At 65.0% G+C, this 25,152-nt stretch carries 22 protein-coding genes; 5 read left to right on the top strand and 17 right to left on the bottom strand.

The genetic code is table 11. The annotated features are described in order from the left end of the window. Positions 1–183 precede the first annotated feature (183 nt). From DCM80_RS24575 to DCM80_RS24565, 3 genes are all read right to left on the bottom strand, one after another. Entirely contained in the window at positions 184–1,887 is a 1,704-nt protein-coding gene (locus tag DCM80_RS24575; protein ID WP_257194103.1) for a GMC family oxidoreductase, read from the bottom strand. 169 nt (positions 1,888–2,056) lie between these two features. Next, entirely contained in the window at positions 2,057–3,616 is a 1,560-nt protein-coding gene (locus DCM80_RS24570) for an acyl-CoA carboxylase subunit beta (RefSeq protein WP_257194102.1), read from the bottom strand. After that, positions 3,546–4,520: an IclR family transcriptional regulator gene (locus tag DCM80_RS24565; protein ID WP_257194101.1), complete on the bottom strand. Its 975-nt coding sequence runs from the start codon at positions 4,518–4,520 to the stop codon at positions 3,546–3,548. Before DCM80_RS24565 ends, DCM80_RS24570 begins: the two co-directional genes overlap by 71 nt. A 94-nt stretch (positions 4,521–4,614) precedes the next feature. Between DCM80_RS24565 and DCM80_RS24560 the strand changes: the two genes are divergently transcribed. The 4 genes from DCM80_RS24560 (at position 4,615) to glsA (ending at position 10,360) form a co-directional block, all read left to right on the top strand. Next, positions 4,615–4,836, top strand: a complete 222-nt coding sequence (locus DCM80_RS24560; protein ID WP_257194100.1) for an acetyl-CoA carboxylase biotin carboxyl carrier protein subunit — start codon at positions 4,615–4,617, stop codon at positions 4,834–4,836. Positions 4,837–5,009: 173 nt separating this feature from the next. Beyond that, positions 5,010–6,176, top strand: a complete 1,167-nt coding sequence (locus DCM80_RS24555; protein WP_257194099.1) for a TAXI family TRAP transporter solute-binding subunit — start codon at positions 5,010–5,012, stop codon at positions 6,174–6,176. A gap of 239 nt (positions 6,177–6,415) precedes the next feature. Beyond that, positions 6,416–8,491 (top strand): TRAP transporter permease, encoded by a 2,076-nt coding sequence (locus DCM80_RS24550; protein WP_257194098.1) that lies wholly within the window; start codon positions 6,416–6,418, stop codon positions 8,489–8,491. A 21-nt stretch (positions 8,492–8,512) separates the two neighbouring features. Further along, positions 8,513–10,360, top strand: coding sequence for a glutaminase A (gene glsA, locus DCM80_RS24545; protein ID WP_257194097.1), 1,848 nt, complete (start codon positions 8,513–8,515; stop codon positions 10,358–10,360). Positions 10,361–10,584: 224 nt separating this feature from the next. Here glsA and DCM80_RS24540 read toward each other — a convergent pair whose 3' ends face one another. From DCM80_RS24540 to DCM80_RS24475, 14 genes are all read right to left on the bottom strand, one after another. Continuing rightward, positions 10,585–10,887: a nucleoside triphosphate pyrophosphohydrolase family protein gene (locus DCM80_RS24540; RefSeq protein WP_257177843.1), complete on the bottom strand. Its 303-nt coding sequence runs from the start codon at positions 10,885–10,887 to the stop codon at positions 10,585–10,587. A 26-nt stretch (positions 10,888–10,913) separates the two neighbouring features. Further along, positions 10,914–11,441, bottom strand: coding sequence for a carboxymuconolactone decarboxylase family protein (locus DCM80_RS24535; RefSeq protein ID WP_257194096.1), 528 nt, complete (start codon positions 11,439–11,441; stop codon positions 10,914–10,916). Positions 11,442–11,923: 482 nt separating this feature from the next. Further along, complete coding sequence (locus tag DCM80_RS24530; protein ID WP_257194095.1) at positions 11,924–12,283, bottom strand: Zn-ribbon domain-containing OB-fold protein; 360 nt, start codon at positions 12,281–12,283, stop codon at positions 11,924–11,926. After that, positions 12,280–13,416 carry a thiolase family protein gene (locus DCM80_RS24525; RefSeq protein ID WP_257194094.1) on the bottom strand — a complete coding sequence of 379 codons (1,137 nt, stop codon included), beginning with the start codon at positions 13,414–13,416 and terminating at the stop codon, positions 12,280–12,282. The genes DCM80_RS24530 and DCM80_RS24525 overlap by 4 nt, the downstream gene beginning before the upstream one ends. Positions 13,417–13,561: 145 nt before the next feature. Continuing rightward, on the bottom strand, positions 13,562–14,761 hold the full coding sequence (locus tag DCM80_RS24520) for a CaiB/BaiF CoA-transferase family protein (RefSeq protein ID WP_257194093.1): 1,200 nt from the start codon (positions 14,759–14,761) through the stop codon (positions 13,562–13,564). Between the two features lie 127 nt (positions 14,762–14,888). After that, the gene (locus DCM80_RS24515) at positions 14,889–15,095 is read right to left on the bottom strand and encodes a hypothetical protein (RefSeq protein WP_028135770.1); all 207 of its coding nucleotides are present in this window, start codon (positions 15,093–15,095) and stop codon (positions 14,889–14,891) included. A 348-nt stretch (positions 15,096–15,443) separates the two neighbouring features. Continuing rightward, complete coding sequence (locus DCM80_RS24510) at positions 15,444–16,613, bottom strand: acetyl-CoA acetyltransferase (protein ID WP_257177838.1); 1,170 nt, start codon at positions 16,611–16,613, stop codon at positions 15,444–15,446. 60 nt (positions 16,614–16,673) lie between these two features. Further along, positions 16,674–17,324 (bottom strand): bifunctional 4-hydroxy-2-oxoglutarate aldolase/2-dehydro-3-deoxy-phosphogluconate aldolase, encoded by a 651-nt coding sequence (eda, locus tag DCM80_RS24505; RefSeq protein ID WP_257194092.1) that lies wholly within the window; start codon positions 17,322–17,324, stop codon positions 16,674–16,676. An 11-nt stretch (positions 17,325–17,335) separates the two neighbouring features. Then, on the bottom strand, positions 17,336–18,304 hold the full coding sequence (locus tag DCM80_RS24500; protein ID WP_257198036.1) for a sugar kinase: 969 nt from the start codon (positions 18,302–18,304) through the stop codon (positions 17,336–17,338). 23 nt (positions 18,305–18,327) lie between these two features. Further along, positions 18,328–19,314 carry a D-erythronate dehydrogenase gene (gene denD / locus DCM80_RS24495; protein WP_257194091.1) on the bottom strand — a complete coding sequence of 329 codons (987 nt, stop codon included), beginning with the start codon at positions 19,312–19,314 and terminating at the stop codon, positions 18,328–18,330. A 66-nt stretch (positions 19,315–19,380) separates the two neighbouring features. Continuing rightward, positions 19,381–20,304 carry a carbohydrate ABC transporter permease gene (locus DCM80_RS24490; protein WP_028135765.1) on the bottom strand — a complete coding sequence of 308 codons (924 nt, stop codon included), beginning with the start codon at positions 20,302–20,304 and terminating at the stop codon, positions 19,381–19,383. Between the two features lie 81 nt (positions 20,305–20,385). Next, complete coding sequence (locus DCM80_RS24485; RefSeq protein WP_373568131.1) at positions 20,386–21,303, bottom strand: carbohydrate ABC transporter permease; 918 nt, start codon at positions 21,301–21,303, stop codon at positions 20,386–20,388. Positions 21,304–21,403: 100 nt separating this feature from the next. Continuing rightward, positions 21,404–22,723, bottom strand: a complete 1,320-nt coding sequence (locus DCM80_RS24480; protein ID WP_028135763.1) for an ABC transporter substrate-binding protein — start codon at positions 22,721–22,723, stop codon at positions 21,404–21,406. 45 nt (positions 22,724–22,768) lie between these two features. Then, positions 22,769–23,836 carry an ABC transporter ATP-binding protein gene (locus tag DCM80_RS24475; RefSeq protein WP_028135762.1) on the bottom strand — a complete coding sequence of 356 codons (1,068 nt, stop codon included), beginning with the start codon at positions 23,834–23,836 and terminating at the stop codon, positions 22,769–22,771. Positions 23,837–24,039: 203 nt separating this feature from the next. Here DCM80_RS24475 and DCM80_RS24470 point away from each other — a divergent pair, with 203 nt between their 5' ends. Further along, the gene (locus DCM80_RS24470; RefSeq protein ID WP_257194089.1) at positions 24,040–25,140 is read left to right on the top strand and encodes a LacI family DNA-binding transcriptional regulator; all 1,101 of its coding nucleotides are present in this window, start codon (positions 24,040–24,042) and stop codon (positions 25,138–25,140) included. The last annotated feature ends 12 nt before the right edge of the window (positions 25,141–25,152 follow it).

Below are 25,152 nucleotides of genomic sequence, written 5' to 3'. Positions count from 1 at the left end.
ACGCACGCAGAAACAACTTGCTTGATCATTGCAGGACTCTTGGTTGGAGGGTCCTGCCCCGCTGCGGAGAAACCAATATTGGTTTGTCCGAAATGGGCCCAAAGGGCGGCAGAAAATGCCTTTTACTTACGCCCTTTAACTTAGGTTATCTTTATCGCGCCAAAGCCGCGCAAGCGCATGGACTCAACCGGGCTGCATGATCGCAGCCGCGATCTTCTCCGCCGACATCAACACCGGAAAATTGGTGTTGGCGCACGGCACCACCGGGAAGATCGAGGCGTCGACGACGCGCAGGCCCTGGACGCCCTTGACGCGGCCCTGGTTGTCGACCACCGCCATCGGGTCGTCCACACGGCCCATGCGGCATGAACAGGAGGCGTGCCAGACGCCGATGGTGGCCTTGCGCACGAAGGCCTCCAGCGCATCGTCGTCATTCATGACCTGATCGAAGGTGAAGCCTTCGACCACGAAATTGTCGATCATGTAGTGGCGCAGCGCCGCCGGCCCGTCCATCAGCGCTGCGGCGATCGCGGTGAGGATCTTGTTCTTTGTGTTGACCACGCCGATCTTGCGCACCTTGTCGGTGTAGGCGGCCGGAAACGGCTTGTCCGTCACCTTCCTGACGACGTCGCTCATCTGGATCGCCGCCATCTTGCGAAAGCCGCTCATCAGGCGATCGAGATCGCGCCGGTCGGACAACAGGTTGAACTCGACGATCGGCTCCGCGGAGGGATCGCGCGAGGCGAGCTTGACCTGTCCGGTCTCCGAATAGGTCTTGTTGACGAAGGTCAGCAGCGAGCCGATCTGCTCACCGACCGCGTGCCAGGCCGACTTGGAGAGCAGGACGACGAACATGTCGCCCTTCGGCACACCGGCAAGACCGGAGGAGTAGCGCAGGCCCAGCTGCATGTGGCGCCTGGTGTGCTCGTTCATGCGCGCACCGCGGCGAACGAAGGAGGACAGCGAGATCGAGGGATGATCCATCAGGCGCTGGCCGACGCCCGGCAGTCCCATCAGCACCGGAATGCCCAAGTCCTTGAGATGGCCGACCGGCCCGATGCCGGCACGCAGCAGATGCGCAGGCGAATGGATGGCCCCGCTGGACAGGATGATCTCGCGTCCGCGGAACTCCTGCTCTCGTCCGCCGACGACGGCCTTCACGCCGACGCATTGCGTGCCTTCGAACAATAGCTCGCGCACCTGCGTGTTGGTGGAGATCGTGAGATTGGTGCGCTTGCGGGTATCGCGATCGAGATAACCCATCGCGGCCGAGACGCGCTGCTCAGCCTGGTTGGAGTGCGTCACCGGGAAAAAGCCGTCGACGAACTCGCCGTTCTGGTCCGGCAGGAACTGATGGCCGGCCTGCTGGAAGGCCTCGGCGAATGCCTGGGAGTGCCTGGTCCAGTGCTCCCTGGGGATGCGGCGAACCGGGATCTTGCCGTCCTTGCCGTGATAGGGACCGTCGAAATCGAGGTCGCGCTCGACCTTCTTGAAGAAGGGCAGCACCTCGTTCCACGTCCACCCTTCTGCGCCGCGCGCGTCCCATTCGTCGTAATCGGTCGGTGCGCCGCGATTGGCCATCTGGCCGTTGATCGAGGAGCCGCCGCCGAGCACGCGCGCCTGCTCGTATTTGCGCAAGGGAGGCCGCGCCTCGTTCGGATTGTTGTGGCTGACGACCTGAGTCGTAACCTTGAGCTCGGTCCAGTGGAAGCGCGGATCGAAATAGGCGGTGCCCGGATAGCTGTCCCGAATTTCGGCCGGCTCGTTGCCGGGCGGCGTGTCCTGTCCGGCCTCGCACAGCAGGACCCTGTTGGCGCTTCTGGCCGAGAGCCGGTGCGCCAGCACGGACCCCGCCGAGCCGCCGCCGACGATGATGAAGTCGTACACGATTGGCGTTTCCTGTTGTTCTTGTTGGGCGAGCTTAGCCCGTTATTGTTTTGCTGTGGAAGTGGCTTGGATCTGTCGGTGCCGCACCTCGTGTCCCGGACGCGCCGCACCGCTGAAGGAGCGGCGCGCTGTGTCCGAGGCACGAGGATCATGTCCTGGCACGAGGATGCTACGGCCGGATCGAAAAATTCTCCGGCGGCCCCGGCTTACGCAGCGGCTCGGCGAGGCGCGCGAACTCGCACAGCAGCGATCGCGTCTTGCGGGGATCGATGATCTCCTCGACCCAGAATTTCTCGGCCGAGCGGAACGGCGAGCGCAGCTTGTTGAGGCGCTGCTGGATCTCCTCCAGCTTCGCCGCCTTGTCCTCGGCCGCATCGATGTCGGCCCGATAGGCGGCCTCGATGCCGCCTTCGAGCGGCAGCGAGCCCCAATAGGCCGACGGCCAGGCGTAGCGGATCGAGAAGCGGTCGGCCGGCTGATGCACGACACCGGCGACGCCGAAGGCGTTGCGCAGGATCACGGTGCACCAGGGCACCGTGGTCTGGTTCACCGCGGCCATGGCACGGACGCCGTGGCGGATGGTCGCCGCCTTCTCGGCATCGAGGCCGATCATGAAGCCGGGGCAGTCCATGAGGTAGACGATCGGCAGGTGGAAGGTCTCGGCGAAGTCGACCCAGCGCACCACCTTCTGGCAGGCATCCGCCGTCCAGGACCCGCCATAGTGGAAGCTGTCGCTGGCCAGCACCATCACCGCCCTGCCCTCGAGCCGCGCGAGGCCGACGATGATGGGCTTGCCGAAATTCCTGGCGACCTCGAAGAACGAGCCCCTGTCAACGACGGATTCGATGATCGGCCGGATCTTGTAGACCTGCTTGCGGTTGCGCGGCACCGCGTTCATCAGCGCCTCGTCGCTGCGCTCCGGATTGTCGGTGCAGGGCAAGGTCGGCGGCAGCTCGTAGACCGATGACGGCAGGTAGGACAGGAAACGCCGCGCGCAGGCGAACGCCTCATCCTCGGTGTCGACGGCATGGTCGATTGCGCCGGCGCGGGTCTGGATGTCGGCGCCTCCGAGTTCCTCCTTCGAGAGGTCCTGCCCCAGCGCCTTCACCACCGGCGGCCCCGCGACGAACATCGCGGACTTCCGCGTCATGATGGAATAGTGGCTGGCGGCAAGGCGCGCGGCTCCGAGGCCCGCCACCGAGCCGAGGCCGAGCGCGACGACCGGCACGCGCGACAGGTTCTCCGTCGTGAAGCGATACCAGCGCGTGCCGCCGATGCCGCCCGGCAGGTTGGCCGCGCCCTTGGTCTCGATGGTCTTGACCGAGCCGCCGCCGCCGGAGCCCTCGATGATGCGCACGATGGGCAGGCGCAAGTCGTGCGCCATCTCCTCGGCCATCAACGGCTTTGCCGAAATGGACGCATCGGCCGAACCGCCGCGGACCGTGAAATCGTCGCCGACCACGACCAATGTGCGCCCGTCGACGCGGGCACGGCCGAACACGCAGTTGGCCGGCGTCAATTTCTGCAATTCGCCGCCGGCATCGTACTCGCCGATGCCGGAGACGGCGCCGATCTCGTGAAAGCTGCCTTTGTCGGTCAGCTTGTCGATGCGCTCCCGAACAGTCAGCCGGCCCTGGTCATGCTGTCGCTTGACCTTGTCAACGCCGCCCATCTCCCGCGCGAAGGCTTCGCGCCGGGCGAGCTCGTCGAGTTCCGGCTTCCAGTTCATTCACTCCCTCCGAATGGATCGGCTTGTTATTGTTGTGCACGGCCATTGCGACCGGTTTACGCGGGATGCGGTTGTTGAAGACGTCACCTTCGGCGCCCTCGAGCAGGCCGCCGAGCGAACGCCCGAGCTCGAGCATCAATGGCGCGACCTCGGCATGCAGCCGCTCCTCGTCATACATCGCCGAAAGCAGGCCGATCGTGATGACCACGAAGGTCTGGTACTGCGGCGACCATATCGGCAGCGCGAGACCGTTGATGTGCGGGCTCCACAGGCCGCAGGCCACGACATAGCCGCGCTCGCGCAGCATTTGCCGGTTGGCTTCGATGCGCGGCTTCAGGATCTTCGCCGCCTCGGGAGCCTCCCGCTCCATCTCCGCGATGAAGGCATCGCCGACCTCCGGCGCCAGCGCCGCGGTGTAGGCCGCGCCCGCGGCGGTGGAGGCCATCGCGATGCGGCTGCCGGTGCCCTCGTGCAGGCCGAGTGCGGTCGCCGAGCGCGCGAACAGGAGATAGACGAGATGGAATCGATCCGGAACGACGAAGCCGACCGTGCCCGGCAATTGCTCGGCGACTTCCTGCAGCCGCTGCCGGATCAAACTGCGCAGCTGCGCGCCCTTCATCATCGTGGCGCTCATCGCGACCGCGCTCGGGCCGATGCGATATTTCTGATCGCGCGGCAGATAGACCAGTTGCCCCATCCGCGTCAGCGTGTGCGTGAGCCGCGACACCGTCGAGCGCGGCAGACCGCAGCGATTTGAAATCTCGAGATTGCCGAGCCTCGCCTCGTGGCCTTCGAAGCATCGCAACACGTCGAACGCGCGCGAGACCACCTGGATGACATCTCCCTCGCCGGCATCGCCAGCGAGTGCGCCTTGCCTACTCAACCGCTCCGATCGTCGTCCCATGTTCCCTACCGTGTGTTCCGCTCTGCGGAATTAAATTCCACTTGCAGACGACGCTACCTCAGGCATTTTGCGACGACAACAAAAAGGCGATGGCATGCCAGAAATTAAGATCGTCACGGAGATTGCGGGACGCGTCTGCGCAACTCCCGTGCAAGTTGGAGGAACCGTCGCGGATGGCGATGACGTTGTGGTTGTCGAAGCCATGAAGATGGAGATACCGGTCTCTTCGCCCGCAAGCGGCACGATCACGTCTCTGCTGGTGAAGCTCGACGACGTCGTCGCGGAGGGTCAGGCGATCGCGATCGTCGCGTGCTGAAATGTTCTGTTTCGGACAAAGTTTCGCGCGACATTCTGTCAGCCTCGTTCCCGCATGCGCGGTGCGGCGTTGCCATCGTTCGATCGCGGTGACATGATCTCTTGCAAACAAAACGTTGTTTCAAACAAAGAAAGAAATCTTCGCGTCGAAGCGAGGATCATGGGAGGGAAAACATGCTTCGTGGGCTGCTCGTACTCGCGCCTGCCTTGGTGGCGGGCATTTCTTTTGCGTCTACACGCTATTCGTTCGCCGAAGACCTCAAGTTGCCGGCGACGCTGGCCTTCACCGCCTATGACACCGGCACCGCCGGTTTCAACATCGCGGTCGGCGTCGGCAAGATGATGAAGGACAAGTACGGCACCGACGTGCGCGTGCTGCCTGCGGGCAACGACGTCGCCCGGCTTGCGCCGCTGCGCGCCAAGCGCGCCGTGTCCTCGGCGATGGGATCCGGCACCTATTTCGCACAGGAAGGCGTGTTCGAGTTCGGCGCGAAGGAATGGGGACCGCAGCCGCTGCAGATCCTGCTCTCGTCGGTCGACTGCAATTGCGGCTCGCTCGGCGTTGCCGCCGACACGGGCGTGAAGGAGCTGAAAGACCTCAGGGGCAAGCGCGTCGGCTTCGTGGTCGGCTCGCCGGCGCTGAACCAGAACTCGCTCGCGGTGCTGGCCTTCGCCGGCCTGACGCAGAAGGACGTCAAGGTCGTCGAGTTCGCGAGCTACGGCGCGATGTGGAAAGGCCTGATCAACAACGACGTCGATGCCGCCTTCGGCACCACCATCACCGGCCCTGCCAAGGAAGCCGAGACCTCGCCGCGCGGCCTGATCTGGCCGCCGCTTCCCGCCAAGGACAAGGAAGGCTGGGCGCGGATGCAGAAGGTCGGCTCGTTCTTCTTCCCGCAGGTCGCGACCTGCGGCGCCGGCATCACGCCGCAGAAGCCGGTCGAGCTCGGCAATTACCCCTACCCGATCTTCGTGGCCTACGCCTCGCAGCCGGCCGACCAGGTCTATGCGATGACCAAGGCCATGATCGTCAATTACGACGCCTACAAGGATTCCGCGCCCGGCGCCGGCGGTCTTGCCGCCGATCGCCAGACCAAGAACTGGGTGGTGCCGGTGCATCCCGGCGCGGTGAAGGCGCTGAAGGAGGCCGGGCAATGGAGCGATGCGCAGGAGGCGCACAACAACAAGCTGATCAAGCGCCAAGAGGTGCTCGGCGCGGCATGGGCCGATTACGGCAAGTCCAATCCGCCGGCGGATGACAAGGCGTTTCTCGACGGCTGGATGAAGGCCCGCGCGGCGGCGCTCGCGAAGGCGGATATGCCGAACGGGTTCGAGGAATAGAGAGAGGCGTTATTGGACTCGATCGTCGTCACGCGATAGGTGCACTCCCTCTCCCGCAAGCGGGAGAGGGTTGGGGAGAGGGTGTTTCCGCAAAGGGACAATCCCCTAGAGGAGAAAGCCCTCTCCCGCGCCTTCGGCGCAACCTCTCCCGCAAGCGGGAGAGGTCGAATCCGCGGTCCGAGCGATTCAAACAACGGCCATTCGCTTAGTCAGAGTTACCAGCCCACGCCCCGGGATCGATGATGTCTTCCTCCACCTCCACCGCCCCGCAAGACGCGGCCACGCGGGTCGTGTTCGACGATCCGCATAACGCCGCCGCCAACCTGCAGGAAGCAGAGGTCACGCGCGTGCGGACGCTGCGCGGCGCCTGGCGCTGGATGCTGGTGGCCGCGACCGCGGCGACCATCCTGCTGTGCATCAACCAGCAATTCTCGCTGCGATTCTTCATCGGCTACACCCAGCTCAACACCGAATATTTCTACCTCCTGATCGCGTTGATGCTGCCGTTCACCTTCCTGATCTTCCCCGGCACCGGGCGTGCGCCGCTCGACCGCATTCCCTGGTATGACCTCGTCCTGTTCGTCGCGACCTTCGCGGCGGCCATCATGCTGATGTCGAACGTACGCAAGGCGGCGGAGGCCGGCTGGGAATTCGGCGGCGCGCCGACCAACGTGATCGCCGCGGGCCTCGTGATGTGGGCGATCCTGATGGAGGCGCTGCGCCGCACCGGGGGTTGGAGCCTGCTGCTGAGCGTGCTGCCCTTCACCGTCTATCCGCTGTTCGCCGAAGCCGGCTGGCTCGGACCGTTCCGCGGCACGCAATCGACGCTGGAACAGGCGACCGCCTATCACGTGCTGTCGGGCGAGAGCCTACTCGGCATCCCCATCCAGGCCTTTGCCGACACCGTGATCGGCTTCCTGGTGTTCGGCACCGCGCTGATGATGACCGGCGCCGGCAAGTTCTTCATCAACCTCGCCTTCGCGCTGTGCGGTACCTTCCGCGGCGGCGCGGCCAAGGTCTGCATCTTCGCCAGCGGCCTGCTCGGCATGATGTCGGGCTCGATCATCTCCAACGTGCTGACCGCGGGGACCATGACCATCCCCGTGATGAAGAAGAGCGGCTTCCGCGCCTCCTATGCGGCCGCGATCGAGGCCTGCGCCTCGACCGGTGCGGTGCTGGCGCCGCCGGTGATGGGCGCCACCGCGTTCGTGATCGCGCAGTTCCTCAACGTCAGCTATGCCGACGTCGCGGTGGCCGCGATCATTCCGGCCGTGCTCTATTACGCCGGTCTGTTCATGCAGGTCGACGCCTACGCCGCGCGCCACAAGCTGAAAGGCATTCCGCGCGCCGAGCTGCCGCGGGTCATGGATACGATCAAGGACGGCTGGTACTACGTCTTCGTCATCGCGCTCTTGGTCGTGATGCTGCTCTATTTCAAGCGCGAGAGCCATGCGCCGTTCTATGCCACCGCACTGCTGCTCGTGCTCAACCAGTTCTTCTCCAAGGACACGCGCTGGACGCTTGCGACCATCGGCAAATTCCTCGAGGTCAACGGGCGCACCTTCGTCGAGCTCGTCGGCATCCTCGCCGGCTGCGGCCTGCTGATCGGCGCATTCTCGATGACCGGGGTGGTGTCGAGCCTTGCCAACGACCTCTTGCATATCGCCGGCGACAATCCCTTCCTGCTGCTGGCGATGTGCGCCCTGACCAGCCTGATCCTCGGCCTCGGGCTGACCACGACGGCCTGCTACATCTTCCTCGCCATACTGGTCGCGCCCGCGCTGGAGAAGCTCGGGCTCAACCGCATGGCGGTGCACATGTTCATCTTCTATTGGGGCATGCTGTCGTCGATCACACCGCCGGTCGCGATCGCCTCCTTTGCCGCCGCCGGCATTGCCGGCTCGCCGGCGATGAAGACCGGCTGGGAGTCGATGTGGGTCGGCAGCATCATCTATTTCCTGCCGTTCTTCTTCGTGCTCAATCCGGCGCTGGTGCTGCAGGGGCCGAGCCCGTATCTGGTCGGCCTCGGCCTGATGGGGCTTGCGGCGTTCGGTACGCTGTTCATCTGCGGCGGCATTCAGGGTTACCAGCCTTTCGTCGGGGACTTGCGCGGCGCCGGCGCGCTGGAATGGCCAATCCGTGTGCTGCTGGTGATCGGCGGCTTCGTGGTGGCCACGCCCGGCGGCGGCATCATGCCGCTGTCGCAGCTGCAGGTGACGCTGCTCGGCCTTGCCATTCTCGTGCCCACCGCCCTGCTCGCGCTGGTGCTGGTCCGGCGGCAGACCATGATGCCGGACGGGTTGCGCGCCCCCTGATTGCGTTGCACAAGTGAGGCGATGACACCGCTCTCGCCTCTCGCCGCCGCCTGGACCCGCTCGCAACCGCCCTTGCTGCGGTTTCTGGACAATTGCCTCAACGAATTCTCTGCCGAAACTTCGGGCAGCGTTGCCGACTACATTCCCGAGCTGAGCAAGGCCGACCCTGCCTGTTTCGGCATCAGCCTCGCGACCCTGGACGGCCACGTCTACGAGGTCGGCGACTCCAGGGCGCCTTTCACCATCCAGTCGATGTCGAAGCCGTTCGTGTTCGCGCTGGCGCTGGACCTGCTCGGCGCCGGCAGGGTCGAGCGCGCGATCGGCGTCGAGCCCTCGGGCGACCCCTTCAACTCGATCCGCCTCAACGCCGAGAACCACCCGTTCAACCCGATGGTCAATGCCGGCGCGATCGCCTGCACCGGACTGATCCACGACAGCAAGGGCGCAGAAGCCTTCGAGCAGATCCGTCTCGCGCTCGGCCGCTTTGCCGGCCGCGAGCTCGCCGTGGACGAGGCCGTCTATGCGTCCGAGAGCCAGACCGGCGACCGCAACCGCGCGATCGCCTATCTGCTCAAGACCAACGCGGTGATCTCGGACGACGTCGCCGCCGTGCTCGACGTCTACTTCCGGCAATGCGCCGTGCTGGTCACCGCGCGCGACATCGCGGTAATGGCGGCAACACTGGCCAATCGCGGCGTCAATCCGGTGACGGGCGAGCAGGTGCTGACGCCTTATGCGATCTCGCGCACCCTCTCGGTGATGACCTCGTCGGGCATGTACGACTATGCCGGCGAATGGATCTACCGCATCGGCATTCCCGCCAAGAGCGGCGTCGGCGGCGGCATTCTGGCCGCGCTCCCTGCCCGCCTCGGGCTCGGCAGCTATTCGCCAAAGCTCGACAAGCACGGCAACAGCGTGCGCGGCATCAAGGTCTGCGAGGCCCTGTCCTCGCATTACGACCTCCACATGCTCAACCGCAGCGACGACGCCCGCAACGCCGTCATCGCCGATTACGATATCGGCAAGAGCCCGTCCCGCCGCGTGCGCCGGCCGCAGGAGCGCGAGATCCTGGCCGCGCACGAGCAGGAGGTACGGGTCATCGAGCTGGTCGGCACGCTGTCGCTATCGGCCGTCGACTACGTCTCGCGCCGGCTGGCCGGACGACCGCGACCGCAAATCGTCGTGTTCGACCTGCACCGTGTCACGTCCACCACCCGTGCGGGCGCGCGGCTGATCGCCGAAGCCTTCGAAGAGCTCGCGGCCCTGAACGTCACGGTGGTGCTGTCCGGCGTCAGGCGCGCCTCCAGGGAATGGGACAGCCTGCGGGAATGGACCGCCGAGCTGAAGAACGTCCGCGACTTCTACCTGCTCGACACCGCGATCGAATGGGCCGAAGACCAGATCGTCTACCGCTATGGCGGCTCGATCGACTTCCACGAGACCACCGAGCTTGCCGAGCAGCCGCTGCTTGCCGGGATGAGCGAGGAAGAGCTGACCGATCTCGCCTCGATCTGCGCGATCCGAACCTATCAGGCCGGCGCCAAGATCATCACCACGGGAGATCCGGCCTCCTCCCTGTTCTTCCTGCGCAGCGGCGCGGTTCATGTCACGCTGCCCGACGGCGTGCGGCTGGCGACGCTGACCGCCGGCATGGCGTTCGGCGAGATGGCGCTGCTGGAGCCGACGCGCTCGGCCGACGTGTTCGCCGACATGGCGGCGACCGCGTTCGAAGTGCCGCTGAAAGCGTTCGAACGCTTCCGCAAGCAGCACCCGCGCGCCAGCGAGCGCGTCATGCGCAACCTCGCGCAGCTGCTCGCCGACCGCCTGATCGTCGCCAACGCGAAGGTGGACATTCTGACCTCGACGTGAGCCAAGGAGGACTTCGCTCCCTCGACAGGCGATGGTGCTGCATCTGGCCTTTGCGTCGACCTGAGCGCACGCCTCGTCCTTCGAGACGACCGCTTTGCGGTCTCCTCAGGATGAGGCTAAGAAGCAATGTTGCTCGCTGAAACTGCTGCCGCGCGCTCGGTCCTCATCCTGAGGGCCCGCCAACGGCGGGCGTCTCGAAGGATGGCCGCAACGAGATTGTCGCCTCAGCGGCTCGCCGCCTCGCTCAGCCGTCGCTTGATCTTCTTTGCGCTGGCTTCGAGCAGCGCCGACGGCTGCTGGCCGGTCGCGGCGCACAGGCAGGCCCAGTAGTAGATGACATCGCCGAGCTCATCGACCAGACCGGCCTTGTCGAGCCAGTCGTCGCGCAGCAGCTTCTTGATGTGATCGGCGACCTCGCCGGCTTCACCGGCGAGACCGAGGCCGAGATAGGACAGCCGCTCGTTGGACGGATGCTCACCGACCTTGGCAATGGTCGCGGCCCAGGCCGCGTACTCGTCGATCGTCATGAGCATCCCTCGCCGCGTCTTTGGGATCAGCCTACCACTTCGGTGACGGGTTGGAGATCGATTTCGAAGGTCTCCAGAAATTTCGAGGTCATGATGTAGAACCCGACCGAGAGCTGCAGCTCGACCAGCGCGGCCGGCGTCAGCTGCGACGCGATCGCCTTGAAGGTCGCATCGGTCGGCTTCCTCAGCTTGACGATCTCGTCGGTGAAGGCGAGCGCGGCACGCTGCACTTCGTTGAAGCAGCTCGCCGCCTGCCAGTTCTCGAGCGCCTCGTTCTGCGCGTCGGTGACGCCGACATTCTTGCCGATCCGCTTGTGCGCGACGATCTCGTACGGCGCCTCACACAGAATCCCGGTGCGGGTGATCGCGAGCTCGCGCACGATCGGATCCAGCTCGCCCTTGTGGCGGATCGCGCCACCCAGCCGGCAGTACTGCTCGAAGTAGCTCGGCGAGTGCGCCATCATGCGGAAGATGTTGGCGTTGCGGTTCTTGTCGAGGATCTCGCGGGTGCGGTCGGATGCCTTGGACGGGTCGCTGTACGGAATGCGGGCCATGATTTTCCTGAAGTTTTCCCAGAGCTTTTGATGCTTTTTGCAATTGCCGGCGAGAGTTCCTTGAAACTCTATTCTTGCGCCGACGCAGGAGCAACATCATCGAGTCAAATTGCCGCCGCATTGCTGATCGACCCTGGGACGATCGATATTCGCTGCGTGGGGACACGTCGCGGCGGATACTCGAGAAGTGGGGTGTTCCGAGTAAAACAATTGGCCGTCGGGTGCGCTAGCCGCACAACGATGAGTCACGCCCAAGTCTAGGGAGAAAACGGCATGAAGGAAGCCACCAAGGGGGCGGCCTCGGGAGCGCTCGCGCATATGCTGGCGGTGACGGCGATGCTCGTCATCGCCAGCATCTTGTTCTACGGGCGCTAGTTGGAGTTTTAGCGTTTTCGTCATTCCGGGGTGGCTCTCGCACAGGCCAGGCCCAGAATACCCGTTCCAGGCTCGGTCGCATGACCGCCCCCGAATGACGAAGCCCTCTACGTGTCCTTCGTGAAGAACGGCACGAGCCTGCCGGCAAACGGCCTGAAGCTCGCGATGACCGCATCGCCGATGGCGAGGTCATTGTCACCGTGGGCCATCATGCGAAAACCTTCGGCGCAATCGACCAGCAAGATGTTGTAGGGCACGTGCGCCCGCGTCTCCGGCGTGGCGGCGCGGCAGACCAGCGAGGCCGCGTAGACCGTGCCCTTGCCGTTGGCGCGCAGCACGCGCGGATCCGATTCTCCGCATGCCGCGCAGAAGGCACGATGGAAATACTGCACGTGCCCGCATGAGGTGCAGGCCTGGTAAGTGATGGCCGCTTCGCCTTTGGTCCAGTCCGCCGGAGGCTCACTCATCGCACCCGCTCCAGGAACATGCTCACGTGCGACGACAGCACGCCGCCGTCGCCGTGCAGCAGCGCGATCGAGGCGTCGCGCACCTGGCGGCCAGCCGCCCGTCCCGTCATCTGCAAATGCGCCTCGGCCAGATGCGCCATGGCGCCGCCGACGCCGCAATGGCCGTAGCTGAGCAGGCCGCCATGGGTGTTGAGCGGCATCGCGCCGTCGCGGCCGAAATGACCTGATCGCACCCGGGCCGCGGCTTCGCCGCGACAGGCAAGGCCAAGGTCTTCCAGCAGCATCGCGAGCGTGATCGTGAAACTGTCGTAGATCGCGGCGTAGCGCACGTCGGAAATCGCAAGGCCGCAAGCCTGCTTGGCGCGCGCGATCGAGATCTCGGCGCCGAGCTCATGAAGCGCGGGCGCGGCCGTGACATGCTGATGGGTATGCGCCTGGGCACAGCCGCGGATGCACACGCCCACCTCTCCGGTCGGCTCGCGGCTGACGACGAACGCCGCGCCGCCGTCGGAGACCGGGCAGCAGTCGAGCAGCTTGAGCGGCGTCGCCACCGGCTTCGAGGCCATGACGTCGGCGACCGTGATGGGATCGTGGAATTGCGCGCCGGGATGGGTGCAGGCGTGTTTGCGCATCAGCACCGCGAATTCGGCGAGATCCTGTTCGGTCACGCCGTATTCGTGCATGTATCTGCTGGCGACGAGGCCGTAATAGGCGGGAATGGTCGGCCCTAACGGCACCTCGTAGTCGGGATGGCCGACCTGCGCCAGCGCCTGGATCGAGGCATCGCGGCTCTGCCCGGTGAGGCGGTTCTCGCCGGCGACGACGAGCACGTGGCGGCAGACATTGGCTTCGATGAGGTGATGAGCGAGCATCGTCATCGCAAGACCGGTGGCGCCGCCGACCTGGACGGCGTGGGCATAGGACGGACGAATGCCAAAGTGCTCGGCGAACACGGTCGCGAGCATGATGTGCGGTGAGACCGTGGAATAGCCGCAGAGGATGCCGTCAATCTCGCTTCGCTTCAGCCCGGCATCGTCGAGCGCGGCTTGCGCCGCTTGGCTCATCAGATCGAGCGAGGATGATCCTTCGTGCTTGCCGAACGGCGTGAGGCCGACGCCGGTGATGAAGCTCATGGTATCACATCCCCGCTGTCATTCCGGGGCGCGCTGTTTGGCGCGAGCCCGGAATCCATACTCCCGATGGTGGCTATGGATTCCGGGCTCGCGACTTCGTCGCGCCCCGGAATGACGGATGAGAGAGTTTGCGCCATGATCGCCCCTACTCCGGCGCCGACCGCGTCGCGCCATCGCGGACCATGGCGGCGATCTCGTCGGCGGAATAGCCGAGCTCGCGCAAAATCTCCGTGCCGTGCTCGTTGAGGCGCGGCGCCAGCCGTACCGGCTCGGCCTCGGTCTCCGACCAGGTCGCCGTCACCTTCATGCTGCGGATCGGACCTTCCGTCGGATGAGTCACGACCGGGAAGAAATTCGTCGCCTCCAGATGCGGATCGTGCAGGATCGAGGCAAGGTCGTGCATCGGCATCACCGGCACGTCGGCCTTCGTCAGCAGTTCGATCCATTCGGCCGTGCTGCGCGTCTCGAAGATGCGCGCGAGCTCGGCATAGACGACGTCGATGTTAGGGGCGCGCCCCGCGAAGGTCGCGAATTTGGGATCGGCGCGCAGGTCGTCGCGCGCGGTCGCCTTGAAGAAATTCTCCCACTGCTTGTCGTTGTAGACGATGACGCTGAGATAGCCGTCCGAGGTCTTGTAGGGCCTGCGGTCGCGCGAGAGGTGGCGGGCATAGCCGCCCTTGTCGAGCGGCGGCTCGTAGGTGAGGCCGCCCATGTGGTCGCCCATGACGAAGCCGGCCATGGTCTCGAACATCGGGATGTCGACGCGCTGGCCGCGGCCGGTGCGGTCGCGGTGCACCAGGCTGGCGCAGATCGCCCCGACCGCGGTGAGGCCGACGATGCGGTCGACCAGCGCGTTCGGCACGTAGCGCGGCACGCCGTCGCCAGTCTGCGCCATCAGCGCCGGAAGGGCCGTGGCGCCCTGGATCAGATCGTCATAGGCGGGCTTTGCGGCATAGGGCCCGTCCTGGCCGAATCCGAACACGCCTGCATAGACCAGACGCGGATTGATGGCGGACACGACATCGTAGCCGAGCTGAAGCCGCGCCATCGCCTGCGGACGCACGTTGTAGACGAGCACGTCGGCGTCCTTCAGAAGCCGCAGCACGGCCTCGCGGCCGGCGGGCTTCTTCAAATCGAGGCAGATCGAGCGCTTGCTGCGGTTGGTGTTGAGGAACACCGGGCCCATGCCGGCGTGGCGCGTCGGACCAATCAGCCGCGTGACGTCGCCGTCGAGCGATTCCACCTTGATGACGTCGGCACCGTAGTCTCCGAGCATCTGGGTCGCATAGGGCCCCATCAGCACGGTCGTCATGTCGATGACCTTGATGCCCTTCAGCGGCCCCATCGTTCGCTCCCGATTGCGCAGGGCTCAAGGCGCGGCCCCGCGAATTCGGTCCAGCTAAAGACAGCGAGGCCGTGCGCGCAAGGGCGGCCGGCGTATGGCCGCATGCGCCGCGCGGCGATACCGGCCGCTATTTCTTCTGGCGGGATTCGCGGATCCTGAGCAGCCGGTCGAGCTCGTCGTTCTGCTGGCTGATCCGGTCGGCGATGCGCGACTCGCTCTGCTCGCCCGAGGCGGCCGCGGCCTGCTCGATGAGCTGGCGGATATTGTCCTCGAGGATCGCGATGCGATCGTTGAGTGCGTCCATCGACAGCGAGTCTTCGTAGTCAGTGCTCATGATGCGTTCCCTGCTAGGAGCCGTAGGGTGGGCCAAGCGAAGCGGGCCCACCATGATCTAACGCAAGGAAAAGGTGGACACGGCGCATACGCGCCTTTGCCCACCCTCATATGGGGGTTTGTGAGTCAAGGCCTGTCGATTGGCTTGAGTGAGTTTGGCACGGTGCGAGGGCGGCGCGCGGAGCCATGCGTAGCGCAGCGCGACGACCGTGATCCGGAAAATTGTGCCATTATGGTCGGTGGTGAGCGTGGCTGTCGATGCTTGCATCTGACTCTCCGTGGGTTCGAGTGTGGAAACCCAAACCTACCGGAAAGGCCACGCTCACCGCCCATGGAATCTACGAGGGACCTACTTCAGCGGCTCCAGGATGGAGACGTAGTTGGCGACCGCGGCCCCGCCCATGTTGAAAATGCCGCCGAGCTTGGCGTTCTTGAGCTGCATGCCCTCGGGGGCCTGACCGGCGAGCTGCATCGCGGTCATCACGTGCATGGAGACGCCGGTGGCACCGATCGGATGGCCTTTGGCCTTGAGACCGCCGGACGGGTTGACCGGCAGCTTGCCGTCCTTGAGCGTCCAGCCTTCCTTGATGGCGCGGGCGCCCTGCCCCTTCGGCGTCAGGCCCATCGCTTCGTACTCGATCAGCTCGGCGACCGTGAAGCAATCATGGGTCTCGACGAAGGAGAGATCGGACAGCGTCACGCCCGCCTTCTCCAGCGCGCGCTGCCAGGCGACGGTGCAGCCCTCGAACTGGAGGATGTCGCGCTTGCTCATCGGCAGGAAGTCCTGGGCATGCGCGGTGGCGCGGAAGCCGATCGACTTGGCCATGCCCTTGGCGGTCTCGGCGTCGGCCAGGACCAGCGCCGCGGCGCCGTCGGACACCAGCGAGCAGTCGGTGCGCTTCAGGGGGCCGGCGACATAGGGGTTCTTCTCGCTCTCGGCGCGGCAGAAGTCGAAGCCGAAATCCTTGCGCATCTGGGCGAAGGGATTGGCGACGCCGTTCTTGTGGTTCTTGGCCGCGATCAGGGCCAGGGCATCGGACTGGTCGCCATATTTCTGGAAGTAGGAGCTGGCGATCTTTCCGAACACGCCGGCGAAGCCGCCGACGGTGTCACCGTCTTCGGGCAGATAGGAGGCCTTGAGCAGGTTCTTGCCGATCTCCGCGCTGGGGGTGCGGGTCATCTGCTCGACGCCGACGACCAGCACGACCTTGGCAGCGCCTGCGGCAATCGCGCGCAGGCCCTGATGCACGGCGGCAGATCCCGTGGCACAGGCATTCTCGACCCGGGTCGCCGGCTTGAAGCGCAGCTTCGGATCAGCCTGGAGCACCAACGAGGCGGTAAAATCCTGCGGCGAGAAGCCGGCGTTGAAATGGCCGAGCACGATCTCATCGACATCGCCGGCCGAAATGCCGGCATCTGCCAGCGCCTCATTGGCAACACGGGTGATGAGGCTTTCGACGGTCTCGGTGTCGAACTTGCCGAACGGCGTATGCGCCCATCCGACGATGCTGGCGGTCATGGTCATCTCTCCCTGGGGGTCTTCACCTGACCTAAGTCTTAGCCCAGGGATGGCAAGACTTCACCCAGCTTTCAGGGCTTTCAGGGTACGCTGGCAGATGGCTGTTATGCCGGCCCAGTTCCCGGCCCGGATCTCCGCCGTCGGGCAGAGCCAGGAGCCGCCGACCGCGACCACGTTGGGCTCGGCGAGCCAGCTCGCCGCATTGGCCTCGCCGATGCCGCCGGTCGGGCAGAACCGCACGTTCGGGAACGGACCGCCGAGCGCGCGCAGTCCCTTGATGCCGCCGGCCTGCTCGGCCGGGAAGAATTTTGCGACGTCGAAGCCGTGTGCCAACGCCATCATCAGCTCGGACGCCGTGGCAATGCCCGGCGCGAACGGCAGGGAGCTGTGGGTCGCGGCCTCGAGGAGATCGGGGGTCAGGCCCGGGCTGATGCCGAACGCGACGCCGAGCTTCTCGACACGGCTAAAGTCGGCCGGATTGAGGATCGTGCCGATGCCGACGACGGCCTCGGGCACTTCGGCCATCATCGCCCGCGCTGCCTCGATCGCAACTGATGTGCGCAGTGTCACCTCCAGCGTGCGGATTCCGCCGGCGACCAGCGCGCGCGCCAGCGGCACGGCGTCCTGGATGCGCTCGATGGTGAGCACGGGAATGACGGTCGCGTCCCTGAAAAGCGCGACGAGGTGGTTCTGTTGGGCAGTCGTGGGCATGGGATCTCGATTCACTTGGTCGCTTGGCGCGAGACCGGCGGCCGGTGCCGCTTCTTCGGCGGCATGGCATAGCCCGGAATGATGGCGCCGGGATAGCAGATCACGACGCTGGCGAGGCGATGCCCGGCCTGAGCGGCCTCGACCGGATCGGAACCGGCGAGACGGGCGGCAATGTAGGCGGCGGCAAAGCTGTCGCCGGCCGCGGTGGTGTCGACGACCGGCTTGGACATCGGTTCGGCGGAGACCTCGCTCGTACCGCCGGGGAAGCGCAGCAGGCTGACCGGCTCGGCGAGGCGGAACACCAGCTCGGGTGCCGGGATGCGCGCCATCAGCTGGTCGTTGCTCTCGCCGGGATAGAGCGCGAGCAGATCCTCGGTCGAGGTCAGCACGATGTCGGCGACCGCAAACGCCGACGCGAACACCTCCCGCGCGATGTCGCGGTCCGGCCATCCCCGCGCACGGAAATTGGTGTCGAACACGAAGCGGGTGCCGAGCAGGCGCGCGCGCCTGATCGCCGCGAACAGGCGCTCGCGCCCCGGCGCATCGTAGATCGAGAGCGTGATCGCGGAGAGATAGACGATGTCGTAGCTCATCAGCGAGTTGAGCAGCTCGTCGGTCTCCGGCAGCTTCATCAGCTGGCGCGCCGCCGCGCTGTCGCGCCAGTGAAAGAACTGGCGCTCGCCCTTGGCATCGAGCTGGATCATGTAGAGGCCGGGCAGCTTGCCCGCCAGCCGCACGACGCGCCTCGTGCCGACGCCTTCGCTCGTCCAGGCCGCGATCATCTCGTCGCTCAGGGCATCGTCGCCGAGCGCGGTGAGATAGTCGACCTTGACCTCGAGCCGCGCCAGATAGACGGCAGTGTTGAGGGTATCGCCGCCGAAGCCGCGTGAATAAAGCCCGCCCCCCTGCCCGGCGGACGCGCCGCCCTGCGCCTGCCGGAGCTCGACCATGCATTCGCCGATGCAAGCAACGCTCGCCATCATCAGGCCCGCTCAGTCGGAGATCAGGCGACGAAGTTGCCGCCGAGCTCGTCTTCGATGTGAATACGGATGATATCGTCGAAGGTCTTCTCGGCGGTGGTGAAGCCGAGCTCGAGCGCCCGCTTCGGGCTGAAATTGCGCGGCCAGCCGCCGACGATGCCGACGATGAAGGGATCGGGCTCGCGCTTGATGCGGGCGGCGACCTTCTCGCCGGCAACGCGCTTCAGGGCCGCGATCTGCTCGCCGACCGTGGCCGACAGGCCCGGCATGGTCAGGTTGCGGCGCGGGCCGACGGCGGCGAGATCCATGGTGCCGGCATGGAGCAGGAAGCCCACGGCCGAGCGCGGCGTGGCGTGCCAGTGGCGGACATCCTCGGACACCGGGAGCACCGCTTCCTTGCCAGCCAGCGGCTCGCGCAGGATGTTGGAGAAGAAGCCGGAGGCCGCCTTGTTGGGCAGGCCGGGCCGGATGCAGATGGTCGGCAGGCGGATGCCGATGCCGTCGAGGAAGCCGCGGCGGGAATAGTCGGCCAGCAGCAATTCGCCTATCGCCTTCTGCGTGCCGTAGCTGAGCAGCGGGGTGTGGAAGAACTCGTCGCCGATCGCATCCGGGAACGGCGCGCCGAACACCGCGATCGAGGACGTGAACACCACGCGCGGCTTGTAGCCGCCGCCAACGAGCCTGATCGCATCGAGCAGCATCCGCGTGCCGTCGAGATTGATGCGGTAGCCCTTGTCGAAATCGAGCTCGGCTTCGCCGGAGACGATCGCAGCCAGGTGGAAGATCACGTCCGGACGGCCGGCGATCAGTTTCTCGGCGGCGTCCGGCACGGCGAAGTCGCCCGACATCGTCTGGACGGGGAAACCGGCCTTCTCCGGCTGCTTCGGCTCGACCACGTCATGCATGGTCAGTTTCGTGATGTCGCTGTTGCCGAGCCGACCGTCGCGCAACAGCCGTTCACAGAGTTTGCGGCCGACCATGCCGGCGGCGCCCAGAACCAGAATGTGCAAGAGCTCAACTCCTTGTCATTGGCCGGAACGCGCCGCTCCCGGCGCACTCCCCGGCAAGGCCCGCGATCATTCCTTCACGGCGCCGGTCATCGCGGACACATAATGCTCCACGAAGAAGGCGTAAAGGATGACGAGCGGCAGCGAGCCGGCCAGGGCCCCCGCCATCAGCGAGCCCCAGCGGTAGATGTCGCCGTCCACGAACTCGTTGACGATCGCGACCGGCACCGTCTTGTTGCTGGTCGACTGCAGGAACGTCAACGCGTAGATGAACTCGTTCCAGCACAGCGTGAAGCAGAAGATGAAGGCCGAGATCAGGCCGGGGATGGCGAGCGGCAGCACGATCTTGATCAGGATCTGCCAGCGGCTCGCCCCGTCGATCAGGGCGCATTCCTCGAGCTCGAACGGAATGGTCTTGAAATAGCCCATCAAGAGCCAGGTCGAGAACGGGATCAGGATGGTCGGATAGGTCAGGATCAGCGCCAGCGGCGAGTCGAACAGGCCGTACTGAAACACGACGGTGGCGAGCGGGATGAACAGGATCGACGGGGGCACCAGGTAAGCGAGGAAGATCAGCCCGCCGACCAGATTGGCACCCTTGTAGCGCAGGCGCACGATGGCGTAGGCAGCCAGCACCGAGGCGATGATCGAGAGAATGGTGGCGCAGATCGCCACGTACATCGTGTTCCAGAGCCAGTAAGGATAGTAGCTCTCGAACAGCAGCTTGTGGAAGTGCTTGAAGGTCGGGTTCCAGGTCCAGAACGGGTTGTATTTGTCGAGGTCGAGCAACTGCTCGTCCGGCTTCACCGAGGTCAGCGCCATCCAGTAGAACGGAAACAGGAGGACCACGACGATGATCGCGAGCGGCAGATACAGCGTCACCAGCCGGCGCGGCACCGACTGCAGATAGCTCATGCCTTCGCTGTTATCGACGCGCGCGGACGCCGACAGGACGCCCTTGAGATCGACCTTGGAGGCAGGAAGATCAGTCATTGTTCTCTCCCTGTTACCACTTGCGGCAGCGCGCGCGGGGCTTGCCCCGTTCGCGCAGAAAAGACGGAAACAGTGCGGGGATCAGTCATTGTTCTCCCCCTGTTGCCACTTGCGGCGCTGCAGGCCGAACCAGGACACCATGATCGCAGCGAGCAGGAACGGAATCATGGCACTGGAGATCGCCGCGCCCTCGCCGAGCTGCCCGGCGATGATCGCGCGCTGATAGGACAGCGTCGCCATCAGATGGGTGGCATTGACCGGGCCGCCGCGCGTCATCGCCCAGATCAGCTGGAAGTCGGTGAAGGTGAACAGCACCGAGAAGGTCATGACGACGGCGATGATCGGGGTCAGCAGCGGATAGGTGATGTAGCGGAAATTCTGCCAGCGCGTGGCGCCGTCGAGCGTCGCGGCTTCATAGAGCGACGGCGACACCGTCTGCAGGCCGGCGAGCAGGGTGATCGCCACGAACGGCACGCCGCGCCAGATGTTGGCGAAGATCACGCAGATGCGTGCCCAGGTCGTGTCGCCGAGGAAGTTGATGTTCTGATCGATCAGGCCGAGATGCCGCAGCGACCAGGAGATGATGGAGAATTGCGAATCGAAGATCCACCAGAACGCCAATGCCGATAGCACCGTCGGCACGATGAAGGGGATCAGGACCATCGCGCGCAGCATCGCCTTGAACGGCATGTTCTCGTTCAGCAGCAGCGCGAGATAGAGCCCGATCGCGAACTTGAGGGCACTGGCGATGAAGGTGTAGAGCAGCGTGTTGAACACCGACAACCAGAAGATGGAATCGTCCCACAGCCACTCATAATTCTCGGTGGCGACGAATTGCCCGACCCTGCCGATGCGGGTGTCGGTGAAGGACAGCCAGATGCCAAGCCCCAGCGGATAGGCCAGGAAGAAGATCAGGAAGGCCATGGCCGGCACCATGAACCAGAAGCCGAGCCAGTTGCGGTTGTGCTTGAGCTGGATCCAGGCGCTGTCCTCGCTCATCTGAGGCTTGGCCCGGGAAATTGCGACATCAGCCATGCCCGATATCCCTGATCGAAATGTTGACGAGCGGGCGGCGCGACTGCCGCCCGCTCCGTGATGCCTAGCGATAGATGCGCTTCAGCTGGCGCTCGGCTTCCGCCATCGCGCCCTTCACATCCTTGGTGCCGGTGCAGTAATTGGCGAACATGTCGACGACGATGAAGTCGGCAATGGCCGTTGCCGCCTTTTCGCCGACCGTGCCGATGCCGGAGGCCGGCAGCGTACGCTTGGAGGCCTGCGAGAACACCTCGTTCTTGGGATCGGCCTTCCAGATCGGCGCCGATTCGTAGGCGTTCAGGGTCTGGGTCAGATAGCCCTGCGCGCCGTCCAGCCACTTCTCGTAGTTCTCCTTCTCCAGCATGAAGGCGACGAAGGCCTTCGCCGCGTTCGGATATTTGGTGAAGTTGAAAGCGAGGATCGGCAGAGCCAGCTGCAGCTCGGTCGGCTTGCCGACCGGCCCGACCGGCCAGAGCGCGTGATAGGTGTCCTCGGCGAGTTCCTTCTTGCTGGCATCGGTCTTGGCAGCGACGTAGATCGAGATGCCGTTCGCCGTGCAATAGAGCTCGCCGGCGAGGAACGCCTTGTTGTTGGAGGAATCGTTCCAGGACGCGGTGCCCGGGATGAACGCGTCGTACAGCGCCTTGCAATATTCCAGCGCCTTCGCCGTCTCCGGCGAGTTGATGATGATCTTGTCGTTCTGGTCGACCGTGTAGGCGCCGTGACCCCACAGCACCCAGTGCAGCCACGAATTGCCGTCGCCCGAGGCATGACCGAGCGCGAAGCCGGCCGGCGTATTGTTCTTCTTCAAGGCCTTGCACATCTCGAGGAAGCCCGGGAAGTCCTTCGGGAATTCCTTGAAGCCGGCCTTGTCGAGCGCCGACTTGCGGTAGGTCATGTAGCCGCCGTTAGTCGCGACGGGAATGCCGAGCCAGTCATTGCCCTGCTTGCAGGTCTTGGCGGCCGCATCGGTCCAGCCGCCATACTTCTTGCCGAGATAATCGGCGACGTCGTTCATCTTCAGCACTTTGGTGGGGAACAGCTGCGGCAGCGTGTGCAGGCCCCAGGCGAGATCGAGCCCCGAGCCGGTATTGGCGGCAACCGAGGCCTTCGGCTGCACGTCCTCGAAGGACTCGCTGAACACGTTCATCTCGGTGCCAGTCGCGGCCTTGAACGCCGCCACCATCTGGTTGAACGCATCGTCCTCCGCCGGCACGAAGCGCTTCCAGCGCATCACGGTCAGCTTGGCGCCCGCCTCCGGCTTCCAGGGCGCGCTCTGCGCCCAGGCCTTGGCGAAGTCGAACAGCGCCGGCCCGGTGAGCATGCCGGTCGCAGCCAGTGCCGTTCCGCCTTGAAGCAGCGTCCGGCGGGTAAAGTCTTGCATGTCGTCCTCCCTGTGATGCTTTTATTATCTTAAGTAAAACTCACACTACGCGTTCAGGCGTTTTCCCGTCGCCTCGTCGAACAAGTGCACCAGCGACGGATCGGGCTTCAGCCGGATCTTGTCGCCCGGATTGAACTGGTGCCGCTCGCGGAAGACCGCGACGACCTGCTCGCCGCCGATCTTGGCGAAGACCTGCGTCTCCGAGCCGGTCGGCTCGACCACGATGATTTCCGCTTCGGCGCCGTCGTCGGCGATGGTGAAATGCTCGGGCCGCACGCCGTAGACCGCAGGGCGGCCGTCGGACGCCGCGGGCGCGGTCTTGAGCGGCAACTTGACGCCGTTCGGCCCCTCGAAGCTGGCGACACCGTTGACGCGCACATGCCCCTTCAGGAAGTTCATCGCGGGCGAGCCGATGAAGCCGGCGACGAACTGGTTGTCGGGCTTGTCGTAGAGCTCGAGCGGCGTACCCATCTGCTCGACGATACCGTCATGCATGACGACGATCTTGTCGGCCATGGTCATGGCCTCGATCTGGTCGTGGGTGACGTAGACGGTCGTCGTCTTCAGCCGCTGGTGCAACTCCTTGATCTCCGTGCGCATGGCGACGCGCAGCTTGGCGTCGAGGTTCGACAAGGGCTCGTCGAACAGGAAGACCTGCGGGTCGCGCACGATGGCACGGCCCATCGCGACACGCTGGCGCTGGCCGCCGGAGAGCTGGCGCGGATAGCGATCGAGCAGCGGCGCCAGCGCGAGGATCTCGGCGGCGCGCTTGACGCGCTTGTTGATCTCGTCGGCACTCGCGTTCCGCAGCTTGAGCGAGAAGCCCATATTGTCGGCGACGGTCATGTGCGGATAGAGCGCGTAGTTCTGGAACACCATCGCAATGTCCCGCTCCTTGGGCTGGACATTGTTGACGACGCGGTCGCCGATCGAGATCGTGCCGGAGGTGATGTTCTCGAGACCGGCGAGCATGCGCAGAAGCGTCGACTTGCCGCAGCCGGAGGGGCCGACCAGGACGACGAACTGCCCATCCTCGATCGGTACGGTCACGCCGTGCAGGACTTCAAAATTGCCGAACGATTTCCGCACGTCGCGGATTTGCACAGACGACATCTAGCTCCCTCCTCGATAGTCCACGACGGCCCTTGGCGCCGCGACCGTCTTGTTTTTTCAGACTTCGCCGAACGAAGCCCGACCGTAGCGGGCAACATTGTCGGCAGTTTGTGCGGTTTTGGCAATTTCTCTTTGGTTAGTCGCTGCTGGTAGCGCTGTCAACGTTCCTTTGTTTGGGGGACTGACTGTGTTAAGAGCAGCAAATGGGTCGAAAACGCACCAAGTCAGGCAAAATCCGGCTGGCGGAAGTCGCCGAGCTTGCCGGCGTCAGCCCGATTACGGCGTCCCGCTTCTTTCGTAATCCGGAAGCCCTGTCGGTCGCCAAGCGGACGCGGGTGGAGAGCGCGGCCAAGGAGCTCGGCTACGTCCCGAACCTTGCGGCACGCGCGCTGGCCTCGCAACGCACCGAGGTCATCGGTGTCTTGATTCCCTCTCTCACCAACAACGTGTTCTCGGACGTGCTGCGTGGCATCTACGATGCGTCCGAAGGCAGCCGCTACTCGATCCAGCTGTCCAACACGCGCTACAGCATTCTCCAGGAGGAAAAGCTGCTGCGGCTGTTCCTCGCGCAAAAGCCGGCCGGTCTGATCGTCACCGGGATCGACCAGACCGCCGAATCGCGCGCGATGCTCGAGGCCGCCGACTGTCCGATCGTGCAGATCATGGAGATCGGCCCCGACCCTGTCGACATGATGATCGGCTTTTCGCACTATGATGCGGCCCGCGCGGCGGTTGCGCACCTGTTCGACCAGGCCCGCCGCAAGATCGGCTTCATCGGTGCCCGGATGGATCCCAGGGTGCAGCGGCGGCTGGACGGATATGTCTCGGCCATGAAGGACGCCGCATTGTTCGAGCAGCGCCTCGTCGTCACCACGGCGACGCCGACCTCGGTGACGCTCGGCTGCGCCCTGTTCGCCGATCTGCTGGCGCGCGAGCCCGATCTCGACGCTGTGTTCTGCGCCAATGACGACCTCGCGCTCGGCGTGCTGTTCGAATGCCGGCGCCGCGAGATCGCGGTCCCCGACCAGCTCGCGATCGTCGGCTTCAACGACCTCGAATTCATGGCGTCCGCCGTCCCCACCCTCACCAGCGTGCGCACCAACCGCTACGAGATGGGCAACACGGCCGCCACCATGCTGATCGAGGCGATCGACGGACGGCGTCCCGAGCAGCCGGTGCTCGATCTCGGCTTCAAGGTGATCGAGCGGCAAAGCTCGTCGTCGCGTCATTCGGACAGCAGGCCGGCCGTATCAGGCGCGGGTCCGGCGAACAAAATGGTAGCGTTACCAAGCGGTCATGACTAGTATCGGGTCTGT

Source organism: Bradyrhizobium sp. WBOS08 (genome assembly GCF_024585125.1).
Lineage (GTDB): Bacteria > Pseudomonadota > Alphaproteobacteria > Rhizobiales > Xanthobacteraceae > Bradyrhizobium > Bradyrhizobium japonicum_B.
This window is presented reverse-complemented; position numbering and strand designations above follow the sequence as displayed.